The organism is Kitasatospora sp. NPDC004614 (assembly GCF_042873675.1).
In the GTDB taxonomy this organism is placed as follows: domain Bacteria; phylum Actinomycetota; class Actinomycetes; order Streptomycetales; family Streptomycetaceae; genus Kitasatospora.
Map to the genome: position 1 here is coordinate 136,931 of NZ_JBIALR010000016.1, position 12,966 is coordinate 149,896.

Below are 12,966 nucleotides of genomic sequence, written 5' to 3' on the forward strand. Positions count from 1 at the left end.
CGGACGGAGAGTTCCACCGTGGCGAGCAGCGTGTACGTGACCGGGATCGACCGGGGGGACGGCCGGCAGGCCGTGGAACTCGGGGTCATGGAACTGCTCACCCGTCAGGTGGACCGGGTCGGGGTGTTCCGCCCGCTGGTGCACGCACCCGACGGGGCGGCACCGGCCACCGACCACATGGTGGAACTGCTGCGCAGCCGGTACCGGCTGGACCTGCCGACCGCCGAACTGTACGGGCTGACGTACGACGAGGCGGCGGCCCTGCAGGCGGCCCGCGGCCAGGACGAGCTGGTCTCCGTCCTGGTCGACCGGTTCCACCAGCTGGCGCGCCGCTGCCAGGCGGTGCTGGTGCTGGGCACCGACTACGCGGACACCAACATCCCGGACGAGCTGGCCTTCAACGCGCGGCTGGCGAACGAGTTCGGGGCGGCCGTGCTGCCGGTGGTCGGCGGCCAGCACGACGACCCGCAGACGGTGATCGCGGAGGTCCGCAACGCGCACCGGGCGTACCGGGACCTGGGCTGCTCGATCCTGGCGATGATCGCCAACCGGGTCGCGCCGGGCGCCAAGCAGCAGGTGCAGCGGGCGCTGACCGAGAAGCTGCCGGTGCCGGTGTACGTCGTCCCGGAGGAACCGGCGCTGGCCGCGCCGACCGTGGCGCAGCTGGTGGAGGCGACCGGCGCGCAGGTGCTGCTGGGCGACGCGGCGGGCCTGGCCCGGGACGTGCGGGGCTTCGTGTTCGGCGGCGCGATGCTGCCGACCTTCCTGAACGCACTGACCGAGGGCGCGCTGGTGGTGACCCCGGGCGACCGGGCGGACCTGCTGATCGGCTCGCTGGCCGCGCACGCCGCGGGCTCCCCGCCGATCGCGGGCGTGCTGCTGACGCTCGGTCAGCACCCGGGCCCGGACGTGATGGCGCTGGCGTCCCGGCTCGCGCCCGGCACGCCGGTGGCGGAGGTGACGGAGGGCTCCTGGCTGACCGCCGCGGCGCTCACCCACCTGGAGGGACGGATCGGCCCGGACAGCCCGCGGAAGGCGGAGATCGCCCTCGGCCTGTTCGAACTGCACGTCGACACCGCCGAGTTGACCAGCCGGATCGAGCTGACCCGCTCCGAGCGGGTGACCCCGATGATGTTCGAGCACGCGCTGCTGGAGCGGGCCCGCGCCGACCGCCGGCACATCGTGCTGCCGGAGGGCACCGAGGAGCGGGTGCTGCGCGCCGCCGAGGTGCTGCTGCGCCGCAACATCTGCGACCTGACCCTGCTCGGCGAGCCGGAGGCGGTGCACCGCCGGGCCGCCGCGCTGGGCATCGAGTTCCCGCAGGCCGGCGAGTCCGGCGCGCAGCTGCGGATCGTCGACCCGGCGGCCAGCCCGCTGCGCCAGCAGTTCGCCGAGCTGTACGCGAAGGCCCGGGCGCACAAGGGCATGACGGTGGAGCGGGCGCTCGACGTGGTCACCGACGTCTCGTACTTCGGCACCCTGATGGTGCAGGAGGGCATCGCGGACGGCATGGTGTCCGGCGCGGTGCACTCGACGGCGGCGACCATCCGCCCGGCGTTCGAGGTGATCAAGACCTCGCCGGGGGCGTCGATCGTCTCCTCGGTGTTCTTCATGTGCCTGGCCGACAAGGTGCTGGTGTACGGCGACTGCGCGGTCAACCCGGACCCGGACGCTCAGCAGCTGGCCGACATCGCGATCCAGTCGGCGGAGACGGCCGCCCAGTTCGGGGTGGAGCCGCGGGTGGCGATGCTGTCGTACTCGACCGGCACCTCGGGCTCCGGCGCGGACGTCGACAAGGTCCGCAAGGCCACCGAGCTGGTCCGCGCGCTGCGTCCGGACCTGCTGGTGGAGGGGCCGATCCAGTACGACGCGGCGGTGGACGCGCACGTCGCGGCGACCAAGCTGCCGGGCTCGCCGGTGGCGGGCCGGGCCACCGTGCTGGTCTTCCCGGACCTGAACACCGGTAACAACACCTACAAGGCGGTGCAGCGCTCGGCCGGCGCGATCGCGGTCGGCCCGGTGCTCCAGGGTCTGAACAAGCCGGTCAACGACCTGTCCCGGGGCGCCCTGATCGAGGACATCGTCAACACCGTGGCGATCACCGCGATCCAGTCCCAGACCCAGTCCGCCGAGGGAGACGCGCAGTGAGCACCGGTACCCGTGTCCTGGTGCTGAACGCCGGGTCGTCCTCGGTGAAGTACCAGCTGATCGACATGCTGGACGGCGCCCGGCTGGCGTCCGGCCTGGTGGAGCGGATCGGCGAGAGCGAGGGGCGGCTGCTGCACCTGCCGCTGGCCGGGGAGCCGCGCGAGCAGGTGCGGCGGTTCGCCGACCACGACGGGGCGCTGCGGGCGGTCGCCGACGAGCTGGCCGCGGACCTGATGGGCCTGGACTCGCCCGAGCTGGCGGCGATCGGCCACCGGGTGGTGCACGGCGGGCTGCGCTTCACCCGGCCGACGCTGATCAACGACGCGGTGGTGGCGGAGATCCGCCGGCTGATCCCGGTGGCGCCGCTGCACAACCCGGCGAACATCACCGGCATCGAGGTGGCCCGCGCGATCCGCCCGGACCTGCCGCAGGTCGCGGTGTTCGACACCGCCTTCCACGCCACTCTGCCGGAGTACGCGGCCCGGTACGCGATCGACCGGCGGACCGCCGACGAGCACCGGGTGCGCCGTTACGGCTTCCACGGCACCTCGCACCAGTACGTCTCCCGGGCCACCGCCCGGCTGCTGGGCCGCGACCCGGCCGAGCTGAACGTGATCGTGCTGCACCTGGGCAACGGCGCGTCGGTGTCGGCGGTGGCCGGCGGCGTCTGCGTGGAGACCTCCATGGGCCTCACCCCGCTGGAGGGCCTGGTGATGGGCACCCGCTCCGGCGACGTGGACCCGGGCCTGGTGTTCCACCTGCACCGGGTGGGCGGTCTGAGCATCGATCAGATCGACGACCTGCTGAACCGCCGCAGCGGCCTGCTCGGCATGTGCGGCGACAACGACATGCGCGAGGTGGTGCGGCGCGCCCAGGGCGGCGATGAGGATGCCAAGCTGGCCTTCGACTCGTACGTGCACCGGATCCGCCGCTACCTGGGCGGCTACTACGCGGTACTGGGCCGGGTGGACGCGGTGGCATTCACGGCGGGTGTCGGGGAGAACTCCGCGGAGGTCCGGGCGGCGGTCTGTGCCAATCTGGAGGAACTCGGTATTTCGGTGGAGCCGGAGCTGAACGCGACGCGTTCGCGCCGGGCCCGGACGATCTCGCCGTCCTACGGCCGGGTGACCGTCGCCGTGGTGCCCACCGACGAGGAACTGGAGATCGCCCAGCAGACGTTCGCGCTGGTCCACGAGGTATAGGGCCGACGCGGGATGACTACCCGTCAGTATCCCATCCCTCGGAATGTTCGTTGGCGATATCTGACGATTCGAGTCGAATACACCGATAACACGAACGGATAGACTGACGGATATGCGCCGAGCGAAAATTGTCTGCACCCTGGGTCCTGCCACGGACTCCTACGAACAGCTGAAGGCCATCGTCGAAGCGGGCATGAACGTCGCCCGACTGAACATGAGCCACGGCTCCCACGCCGAGCACGAGGACCGGTACCGCCGCGTCCGCCAGGTGTCGGAGGACACCGGCCGCACCATCGGCGTGCTGGCCGACCTGCAGGGCCCCAAGATCCGTCTGGCGACTTTCGCCAACGGCCCGGTGACCGTTGACAACGGCGACACGTTCACCATCACCACCGAGGACGTCCCCGGTGACCAGCACATCTGCGGCACCACCTACAAGGGCCTGCCCGGCGACGTGAAGCCCGGCGACCCGATCCTGATCAACGACGGCGTCATCGCCCTGGAGGTCGTCAGCGTCGACGGCCCGCGGGTGAAGACCGTGGTCGTCGAGGGCGGCGTGCTCTCCAACAACAAGGGCATCAACCTGCCCGGCGCGGCGGTCAACGTGCCCGCGCTGTCCGAGAAGGACAAGGACGACCTGCGCTTCGCCCTGCGACTGGGCGTCGACATGATCGCGCTGTCCTTCGTCCGCAACGCCGCGGACATCGAGGACGTCCACAAGGTCATGGATGAGGTCGGCATTCGTGTGCCGGTCATCGCCAAGATCGAGAAGCCGCAGGCCGTCGAGGCGATGGAGGAGATCGTCCTCGCCTTCGACGCGATCATGGTGGCCCGCGGCGACCTGGCGGTCGAGTACCCGCTGGAGAAGGTGCCGCTGGTCCAGAAGCAGCTGGTCACCCTGGCCCGCCGGAACGCCAAGCCGGTGATCGTCGCCACCCAGATGATGGAGTCGATGATCCACGCCTCGCGCCCGACCCGCGCCGAGGTCTCCGACGTCGCCAACGCGATCCTGGACGGCGCGGACGCGGTGATGCTGTCCGCCGAGTCCAGCGTCGGCAAGTACCCGGTCGAGACCGTCAAGACCATGAGCAGGATCGCCGAGAAGGCCGAGGAGGAAATGCTCTCGCAGGGCCTCCAGCCGCTCAACCCGGGCCGCAAGCCGCGCACCCAGGGCGGCTCGGTCGCCCGCGCCGCGTGCGAGCTGGGCGACTTCCTCAACGGCCAGGCGCTGATCGCCTTCACCAAGTCCGGTGACACCGCTCGCCGGCTGTCCCGCTACCGCTCGCCGATCCCGGTGATCGCGTTCACCCCGGACGTCGCCACCCGCAACCAGCTCTCGCTGAGCTGGGGCGTCGAGGCGTACGTCACCGAGCAGGTGGCCACCACCGACGCGATGGTCGAGCAGGTCGACCGCGAGCTGGTGAAGCTCGGCCGCCTCACCGAGGGCGACACCGTGATCGTCACCGCCGGCGTGCCGGTCGGCGTCCCCGGCACCACCAACATGGTCCAGGTCCACCACCTGGGCACCCGCGGCCGCTGAGCCGCAGCGCGGAAAACCCGCAGGGGCGGGACCCGGGAGACCGGGTCCCGCCCCTGCGGGCGTCCGCGCGACAACTGTGACGACGGCTCAACCGTCGTACGGCTCCTTGTCGTTGAAGAGCCGCATGCCCGGAATGTTCAGGTCGCCACCGAACTGGCCGGCCTGCACAGTCTTGGCGCCGGTGAGGGTCAGGTCCAGCGGGATCGGCACCGCGCCCAGCAGGTCCCACAGCCACTTCGGCAGGGTGTCCGGGGTCAGCGTGATCTGGCCCAGGTCGATCGGTATCGGCAGGCCGTAGATCTCCGCCAGGTGGCCGGACAGGCTCTCCACGTACATGGTGATCGGGCCGTTGCGCATGGTGGAGGTCGATCCCTGACGGCTCTTCACGTGGAAGGTCAGGCCCGGGATCTGGATGGTCGACATGTCCAGGTTCTCGATGTCGACGCTGTCGGTGGTGAACTTCAGCACCCGCTTGGTGCCGCTCTCCGTGGTGACGTCGTAGACGCCGTTGAACACCGAGCCGTGCAGCGCCAGCCGGGTCGAGTGCAGCACCCAGTTCTGGTCCGGCACCACGTGGCCCTTGGGCGCGGCCTTCGCGGCCAGGCCGCGGGTGCTCACCAGGCAGTTCGGGTCGTCCGAGGCCGAGGCCGAGCTGGACGGCTTCGGCGCCTTGGTGGACGGCGCCTTGGTCGACGGCGCCTTGGTCGGCGCCTTCGAACCCTCGGTGGCCGGGGCCTCCGGCGTGCCGGGCGTCTCGGCGGCCGGCTGCCCGGTCGCCGAGGGGCTCGGCTCGGCGGACGGCTTCGCGCTGGGGCTCGGGGTGGCGGGCGCGGTGGTCGCGGCCCCGGGCGTGGCCGACGGGGCGGTGCTCGGGTGGGTCAGCTTGTTCCACCAGTCGTCGATCACGCCGGCCTGCTGCACCCCGCCGCCGGCCGCGCCGCCGGTGCTGGGCGTCACGAAGGCGGCGGACTGCACACCGGCCGAGCCGGTGAACACCGCCGGCACCGCGGCGGCGCTGCCCGCGGGCGCCTGCCCGGACTGCACGACCGCCGCCTCGCTCACCGAGGAGTCCGGCTGCACCTTGATCTCGCTCTTCGGGACGGGCGTCTCCTTGAGCACGGTGTCCGGGCTGCTCGCGCAGGCGCCGGACTGCGGGTCGGCCGCGACCGCCAGGGTCGGCGTGTAGGCGGCGCCGACCAGCAGCGCGGTCGGCACGGCGGCGATCGCCAGCGCCCGCCCGCGCAGCCGGGACCGCACGCCCTCCCGTGGCACCGCGTGCCGCGGGCCGGGAACCGCCGGCTTCTCCGAGTCGGTCACGGCCGCTCCCCCTCCGGACTCGCTGTCGGTGTGGTGCCCTGCGCCGGCGGCTGCTCGGCGACGGCCTGCGCGGGCAGCTGCGCGGTCGGCGCGGCGTCCGCGACGGTCGCCTCGGCCGCCATCTCGGCGGTCTCCGGCCCGGCGGCCGGCTCCGGCAGCGGCGCCCAGGAGGCCAGCAGGCCACCGGCGATCAGGCCGGGCACCACGCCGAATCCGAAGCCGCCCAGGTTGGAGACCGGGATGGAGATCAGCGCCAGGATGGTGGTCGCCACCCCGCAGAAGATCCGCACCATCGGCTGGAACCAGACGGTGATGCCGAGCACCATCATCAGGATGCCGATCAGCAGCGAGCCGGCGCCGGCGGTGGTGGCCATCGCCACCGTCAGGCCGTTCAGGCTGAGATGGGCGTACGGGAAGTACAGGATCGGGACGCCGGCGAACACGGCCAGCAGGCCACCCCAGAACGGCCGGGTGCGCCGCCAGGCGCGGAACCCTCGCCGGCCTCGGCTGGCCAAGCCGGCCGGGCCCTCGGGCCAGGCCTCGACGGTTGCGCTGGACATGGTGCGACTCCTCGATGGTGGGTCCGAGGGGGAAATACGGATGGCCCCGGGTATGCCGGGGTGCGGCCCGAGGGAGCGGCGCGCTGCCGCTCCCTCGGACCGGGGGTCCGCCGTCCGGCCCGACTGACGGGCCGTCAGTCACGGACTAGTAGCACTCGTTGACACCCTGGTTGATGTTCAGGTGCAGGTTCGGCAGCGTGAAGGTGCCCGCCGAGGTGGCCCAGGCGGTCTGCTGGACCTTGGACAGGTCCGCGGACTTGGCGGACTGGGCAAAGCCCTGCGCGCCGGACGGCAGGGAGCCGCCGTCCTTCTTCAGCTTGTCGATGGCCGTACCCTGCAGGGTGCTGGCGTCCTGGCCGATGTTGATGCTGTGGAACTCGGCGTCGGCGTTCAGCTGGTTCATGTCGATCAGCAGCTGCTGCGCGTCGACCGGCTTCTGGTCGCCGGCCTTGAGGACCAGGGTCCACTTGCCGAGCGGGCCGAGGTCGGTGACGACCGACTGGCACAGGTTCTGCAGGGTCGCGTGGTCGAACGCCGAGATGGCGACCGGGTGCGGCGTGTGGTTGGCCTCCATGTCGACGCCACCGAACTGCGAGAAGTTCTCGCCGTGCAGCTGGTCGACGGTGACCTTGAACTGCTGGCCGGAGACCGCGAACGAGGCCGCCAGCGCGGAGTTGGCCAGGGAGATGCCGATCGCGGCGGTGGCCGCGACGCTCGGCACCATCACCAGGGCGAAGCGCTTCCAGCGGGTCTTGCCGTAAGACGTGGACATGCGAGTCCTCCTTCTAGGACGTACATCTCCGGCCGGTCCGGTGCGTCCCGCACATGGTTCGGCCCGAAATGGGAGAGAGCTACGTCCTCGGTAGCGGAGAGCGCCTGATGCCGTGGGGACGGCGTCGGCGATCACCCCCGAGCGACAACCGTGCGAACGCGCGGGCTGCGCGACCGCCGAGGCCAGGAACCGCCGCGTGGGATCTGCGGTTACCCCCCTGCCCTCACCCGGTGGGGACCCTTCGTGACGAAGGGACCGGGCGTCGCCGATCGTGCTCGAATACCGGGCGGAGCACAAGGGGTGCGTTACTGACGGGTAATCCAACAGTGAACGCGTTCGCTCAGGGGATCGAAGGCGCGACTGCGCAGAGTGACGGAAGACGCAGGCCGCCAGAGCCGTGACCCTGGCAAACGAAGGCAAAACACCCCTCCTTCATCACTCGCCGTGACGAAGGAGGGGTGTTATCAAGATTTGGTAAACCTGCCCGGATTACCCGTGAAAGTCGTCAAATCACCGACGACACCGCAGGTCACCGAACGTGTCACCCAGTGCCGTCGGAACGGCTGTCAGAACAGCACCCGGGCCAGCGCCTGACGGGCCGCCACGGTGCGCGGGTCGTCGGGGCCGATCACCTCGAACAGCTCCAGCAGGCGCAGCCGCGCGGCGTCCCGGTCGTCGCCGAAGGTCTTCGCGACGGTGGACACGAGGCGGCCGAAGGCGTCCTCGACGTGCCCGCCGACCAGGTCCAGGTCGGCCGCCCGCAGCTGGGCCTGCACGTCCTTCGGGTCGGCCGCCGCGTCCGCGCGCACCTGCTGCGGGTCGAGCTTCTCCACCCGCTGCAGCAGCTGCGCCTGGGCCAGGCCGAGCTTGGCCTCGACGTGGCCGGGCCGCTCGCTCAGCACGTTCCGGTACGCCTGCACCGCGCCGCCCAGGTCGCCCCGGTCCAGCGCGTCGTGCGCGGCCTCCAGCGCCGGGTCGGCCGGCACCCGCGGGGCGGCTTCGGCGTCCGAAGCGCCCGCACCGGAGCCGCCGACGATGCCGAAGCGCTGCTCGGCGACCGCGATCAGCTGGTCGATCACCTTGCGGACGTTCGACTCGTTCTCGGCGCCCTGGAACAGCGGCACCAGCTGGCCCGCGACCACGGCCATCACGGCCGGAATGCCCTGGATGCCGAACTGCTGGGCGATCAGCGGGTTGGCGTCCACGTCGATCTTGGCGAGCACGATCCGGCCGGCGTACTCCTCGGCGAGGCGCTCCAGGATCGGGCTGAGCTGCTTGCACGGGCCGCACCACTCGGCCCAGAAGTCCACCACCACGGGGACCTCGGCCGAGCGCTGGACCACCTCCGACTCGAAGGTGTCCTCGGTGACGTCCAGCACCAGGGGGTAGTCCGCGAGCGCCGGGCCGTCGCCCGCCGCCGCCTGCCGGGCCCGCTCGGCCCGGGTCTGCTCCGCCTTCTGGGCGGCCTCTCCGGCCGCCTTCACCGCGGCGAGGTCCACCGCACCGCGCAGGGCGGAGCTGTTGAGACGCGAATTCCGTGACTGCATGGCTCTATCCTCCCCCGCCGGAGCCGGTACCGGACGCCATCCGCCCGGAAATGCCGAAACCGGGACGCCCGCCTCTCCCGGCGGAGCCCGGTCCGTTCGGGCGCGGATCCCCATCCGCGCCCCGCGCCAGCCCGATCCCAGAGGGCAGGGCGCGTTGGTCGTCGCTCTTTCGCTACTGGTCGTAGCGTATCTGCCGGACGGGCTCCCCCCGCAAGCCCCAACCGCCCTCCCGGAGCGTGAGCTGCCCCACTTTCCGACCCGGGGCGGGTATCGGGCAGCGCCGCAGGTCGCTACCGTGGGGCCACCAAGTTACTTCTGAGTAAATTCGCTGAGGAGGCGCGGTGGCCCCCACCACCCGGCAGCCCGCCGAGCAGCCGGACCCACCGGCCGTCACCCCGCCGCCCACCCGCGGCAAGGGCCGCCCCCGCAGCGCCGCCGCCGACCAGGCCATCCTGGACGCCACCCGCGAGGCACTCGCCGAACTCGGCTGGGGCGGACTCACCATGGGCGACGTCGCCCAGCGCGCCGGCGTCGCCAAGACCACCCTCTACCGCCGCTGGCCGTCCAAGAGCGAACTCGTCGTCGACGCCATCGCCAGCCTCTTCGACCAGCTCGAATGCGCCGACCTCGGCAGCCTGCAGGCCGACATCGAGGCCGTGGTCGCCCGGTTCGCCGAGCTCCTCAACCGCCCCGAGACCCAGGCCGCCCTGCTCGCCCTGTTCGCCGAGGGCTCCCGCGACCTCCAACTGCGCCGCCGCATCCGGGAACGGATCGTCCAGCCGCAGAAGGTCCTCGTCCAGCTCGGCCGGGCCAACGCCCAGGCCCGCGGCGAGATGGACCCCGACCGGGACCCGGCCAGCGCCGACGAGGAGACCGACATCGTCTTCGACATCATCGCCGGCACCGTCGAACACCGGCTGCTGGTCAGCGGCGAACCCGTCACCGAGGATTGGATCCGCCGCTTCACCACCCTGCTGCTCAACCCCTTCCCGGGGCTGCTGCGTTGACGGACGCTCAGCCCGGCAGCTCCAGGGACGCCAGCCGCTCCGGGTCGATCAGCACGTCGATCCGCGCCACCCGGCCGCCCACCACGGTGAACGCCATCACCGACACCGGACGGCCCTCCCGGACCGTCAGCACGCCGTAGGCGCCGTTCACCAGCACCAGCCGCGCGAACGGCGCCAGCTTCCGGAACCCCACCGCGGAGGCGGCGATCGCCGCGCCACCGCGCAGCACCCTGGTCAGCTCCGCCAGCGCGCCGCCGTCCGAACGCAGCACCGCGTCCGGCGCCAGCACCCGCACCAGGCCGTCGAAATCACCCTCCCGGGCCGCCGCCAGGAACGCCTCCACGGCGCCGCGCTGGGCCGCCGGGTCGCGGTCCGGCTCCGGCGCCTGTTCCTTCACCTTCTTGCGCGCCCGACTCGCGAGCTGCCGCACCGCCGCCGGGGACTTCTCCAACAGCGCCGCGATCTCCTCGAACGGCACCGCGAACAGGTCGTGCAGCACGAACGCGAGCCGCTCCGACGGGCCCAGCGTCCCCAGCACCACCTGCAACGCCAACCCGACCTGGTCCCCCAGCAGCGCCGCCGTCTCCGGATCGTCCCGCTCCGGCGCGGCCAGCACCGGATCCGGCACCTGGGTGTCCAGCTCCTCCTCCCGCCGCCGCGAGCGGCTGCGCAGCTCGTTCAGACACACCCGCGACACCACCGTGGTCAACCAGCCGCCGAGGTTCTCCACCTCCTCCGCATGGCGGTCCAGCCGCAACCACGCCTCCTGCACCGCGTCCTCGGCCTCACCCAGCGAGCCCAGCATCCGGTACGCGACGGCCCGCAACCTGGGCCGGTGCGACTCGAAACGCGCGGCGAGAAGTGTTTCTGCGGTCATTCGTCACGTTCCTTCCGAAGGCAGCCGGAGCACAACCGGGGGCGCGGGGAACTGCGCGACAAGCGCAAGTCACATCCGCAAGGTCGCGAGCAAGTGCAGGTCCTTGTCCTGCGTCGCGATCTTGCTGGTGGGTGCCTCCCGCTGCGCGCAGTTCCCCGCGCCCCTGTTTGCCTGCTCCACTCAGAAGCTGGCGTTCTCGCGGTACGTGCCCCACTCGTCGCGCAGGGCGTGGCAGATCTCGCCGAGGGTGGCTTCGGCGCGGACGGCCTGGAGCATCGGTTCGATCATGTTGGTGCCGGAGCGGGCAGCGTCGAGCATCGCGTCGAGGCCGGCCCGGACGGCGGATTCGTCGCGCTGCGACTTGCGGGCGCCGAGGACGCGGACCTGCTCGCGTTCGACCTCGTGGCTGACGCGGAGAATTTCGAGTTCGGGGGTGACGCTGCGGGGGTGGCAGTTGACGCCGACCACGCGCTTGTCGCCCTTCTCGACGCCCTGCTGGTAGCGGAAGGCGGCCTCGGCGATCTCGCCGGTGAACCAGCCCTCCTCGATGCCGCGCAGGATGCCGGAGGTCATCGGGCCGATCGGGTGCTCGGCGCTGCCCTTGTCCAGGATGCGCTGGAAGATCTCCTCGACCTGCGCCTCGATCTTGTCGGTGAGCGCCTCGACGTACCAGGAGCCGCCGAGCGGGTCGGCGACGTTGGTGACGCCGGTCTCCTCCATGATCACCTGCTGGGTGCGCAGCGCGATCTCGGCGGCCTGCTCGCTGGGGAGGGCGAGGGTCTCGTCGAGGGCGTTGGTGTGCAGCGAGTTGGTGCCGCCGAGGACGGCGGAGAGGGCCTCGACCGCGGTGCGGACCACGTTGTTGTACGGCTGCTGGGCGGTGAGCGAGACGCCGGCGGTCTGGGTGTGGAAGCGCAGCCACTGCGCCTTGTCGGTCTTGGCGCCGAAGTGGTCGCGCATCCAGCGGGCCCAGATCCGGCGGGCGGCGCGGAACTTGGCGATCTCCTCGAAGAAGTCGAGGTGGGCGTCGAAGAAGAACGACAGGCCGGGGGCGAAGACGTCCACGTCGAGGCCGCGGGAGAGGCCGAGTTCGACGTAGGCGAGGCCGTCGGCGAGGGTGTAGGCGAGTTCCTGGGCGGCCGTGGCTCCGGCTTCGCGGATGTGGTAGCCGGAGACGGAGAGCGGCTTGTAGGCGGGGATGCCCTTGGCGCAGTGCTCCATCAGGTCGCCGATCAGGCGCAGGTGGGGCTCGGGGGCGAAGAGCCACTCCTTCTGCGCGATGTACTCCTTGAAGATGTCGGTCTGCAGGGTGCCGTTGAGGACGGCGGGGTCGACGCCCTGGCGTTCGGCGGCGACCAGGTACATGCAGAAGATCGGGACGGCGGGGCCGGAGATGGTCATCGAGGTGGTGACCTCGCCGAGCGGGATGCCGGCGAACAGCACCTCCATGTCGGCGGCGCTGTCGATGGCGACGCCGCAGTGGCCGACCTCGCCGAGCGACTTGGCGTCGTCGGAGTCGTAGCCCATCAGGGTCGGCATGTCGAAGGCGACGGAGAGGCCGCCGCCGCCGGCGTCGAGGATCATCCGGTAGCGCTCGTTGGTCTGCTGCGCGTTGCCGAAGCCGGCGAACTGGCGGATGGTCCAGGCGCGGCCGCGGTAGCCGGTGGGGTGCAGGCCGCGGGTGTAGGGGTATTCGCCGGGCCAGCCGATCCGCTCGAAGCCCTCGACCTCCTGACCGGCGGGCGGGCCGTAGACGGGTTCGACGGTCTCGCCGCTCAGCGTGGTGAAGTCGGCGTCGCGCTTGCGCGCCTTGTCGTACCGCTGCTGCCAGCGCTGCCGGCCGGCTTCGATCTGCTCGGCGTCCATCGGCTCCGACTCCGCTCCGTGCGGCCGCCCCGGTGGGTGGGCGGCACAACTACTTGGATGTCCTACTAATTTACTCGGACGTCCTACTACCTGTCGATGCCCGTCCTCCGAACGGCAGTCCGAAACGCGA

At 71.5% G+C, this 12,966-nt stretch carries 10 protein-coding genes; 4 read left to right on the forward strand and 6 right to left on the reverse strand.

The annotated features are described in order from the left end of the window. The first annotated feature begins 18 nt into the window (after positions 1 to 18). The 3 genes from pta to pyk all read left to right on the forward strand — a co-directional run bounded on the left by pta (position 19) and on the right by pyk (position 4,890). On the forward strand, positions 19 to 2,148 hold the full coding sequence (pta, locus tag ACFYST_RS27840; protein WP_387637169.1) for a phosphate acetyltransferase: 2,130 nt from the start codon (positions 19 to 21) through the stop codon (positions 2,146 to 2,148). Further along, positions 2,145 to 3,350, forward strand: coding sequence for an acetate kinase (locus ACFYST_RS27845; RefSeq protein WP_387637172.1), 1,206 nt, complete (start codon positions 2,145 to 2,147; stop codon positions 3,348 to 3,350). The genes pta and ACFYST_RS27845 overlap by 4 nt, the downstream gene beginning before the upstream one ends. Positions 3,351 to 3,462: 112 nt before the next feature. Continuing rightward, a complete protein-coding gene (gene pyk / locus ACFYST_RS27850; protein ID WP_387637174.1) occupies positions 3,463 to 4,890 on the forward strand; it encodes a pyruvate kinase in 1,428 nt (475 codons plus the stop codon). 87 nt (positions 4,891 to 4,977) lie between these two features. Here pyk and ACFYST_RS27855 read toward each other — a convergent pair whose 3' ends face one another. The 4 genes from ACFYST_RS27855 to trxA form a co-directional block, all read right to left on the reverse strand. After that, a complete protein-coding gene (locus ACFYST_RS27855) occupies positions 4,978 to 6,207 on the reverse strand; it encodes a hypothetical protein (RefSeq protein WP_387866234.1) in 1,230 nt (409 codons plus the stop codon). Beyond that, the gene (locus ACFYST_RS27860) at positions 6,204 to 6,767 is read right to left on the reverse strand and encodes a DUF6114 domain-containing protein (protein ID WP_387637179.1); all 564 of its coding nucleotides are present in this window, start codon (positions 6,765 to 6,767) and stop codon (positions 6,204 to 6,206) included. Before ACFYST_RS27860 ends, ACFYST_RS27855 begins: the two co-directional genes overlap by 4 nt. Positions 6,768 to 6,912: 145 nt before the next feature. Then, positions 6,913 to 7,539 carry a DUF6230 family protein gene (locus ACFYST_RS27865; protein ID WP_387637182.1) on the reverse strand — a complete coding sequence of 209 codons (627 nt, stop codon included), beginning with the start codon at positions 7,537 to 7,539 and terminating at the stop codon, positions 6,913 to 6,915. Positions 7,540 to 8,105: 566 nt separating this feature from the next. After that, the gene (gene trxA, locus ACFYST_RS27870) at positions 8,106 to 9,086 is read right to left on the reverse strand and encodes a thioredoxin (RefSeq protein ID WP_387637184.1); all 981 of its coding nucleotides are present in this window, start codon (positions 9,084 to 9,086) and stop codon (positions 8,106 to 8,108) included. Positions 9,087 to 9,427: 341 nt separating this feature from the next. Here trxA and ACFYST_RS27875 point away from each other — a divergent pair, with 341 nt between their 5' ends. Then, positions 9,428 to 10,093: a TetR/AcrR family transcriptional regulator gene (locus ACFYST_RS27875; RefSeq protein ID WP_387637187.1), complete on the forward strand. Its 666-nt coding sequence runs from the start codon at positions 9,428 to 9,430 to the stop codon at positions 10,091 to 10,093. A gap of 7 nt (positions 10,094 to 10,100) precedes the next feature. Here the strand turns inward: ACFYST_RS27875 and ACFYST_RS27880 are convergent, their stop codons facing one another. Together ACFYST_RS27880 and ACFYST_RS27885 are read right to left on the reverse strand one after the other, a co-directional pair. Further along, a complete protein-coding gene (locus tag ACFYST_RS27880; protein ID WP_387866237.1) occupies positions 10,101 to 10,970 on the reverse strand; it encodes a sigma-70 family RNA polymerase sigma factor in 870 nt (289 codons plus the stop codon). Positions 10,971 to 11,150: 180 nt separating this feature from the next. Then, a complete protein-coding gene (locus ACFYST_RS27885) occupies positions 11,151 to 12,836 on the reverse strand; it encodes a methylmalonyl-CoA mutase (protein WP_387637192.1) in 1,686 nt (561 codons plus the stop codon). Positions 12,837 to 12,966: the final 130 nt, after the last annotated feature.

Bases quoted from the DNA above. Each gene is read 5' to 3' on its own strand.
- trxA (WP_387637184.1), bottom strand. From the start codon at position 9,086: ATGCAGTCACGGAATTCGCGTCTCAACAGCTCCGCCCTGCGCGGTGCG.
- ACFYST_RS27865 (WP_387637182.1), bottom strand. From the start codon at position 7,539: ATGTCCACGTCTTACGGCAAGACCCGCTGGAAGCGCTTCGCCCTGGTG.
- ACFYST_RS27880 (WP_387866237.1), bottom strand. From the start codon at position 10,970: ATGACCGCAGAAACACTTCTCGCCGCGCGTTTCGAGTCGCACCGGCCC.
- pyk (WP_387637174.1), top strand. From the start codon at position 3,463: ATGCGCCGAGCGAAAATTGTCTGCACCCTGGGTCCTGCCACGGACTCC.
- ACFYST_RS27885 (WP_387637192.1), bottom strand. From the start codon at position 12,836: ATGGACGCCGAGCAGATCGAAGCCGGCCGGCAGCGCTGGCAGCAGCGG.
- ACFYST_RS27860 (WP_387637179.1), bottom strand. From the start codon at position 6,767: ATGTCCAGCGCAACCGTCGAGGCCTGGCCCGAGGGCCCGGCCGGCTTG.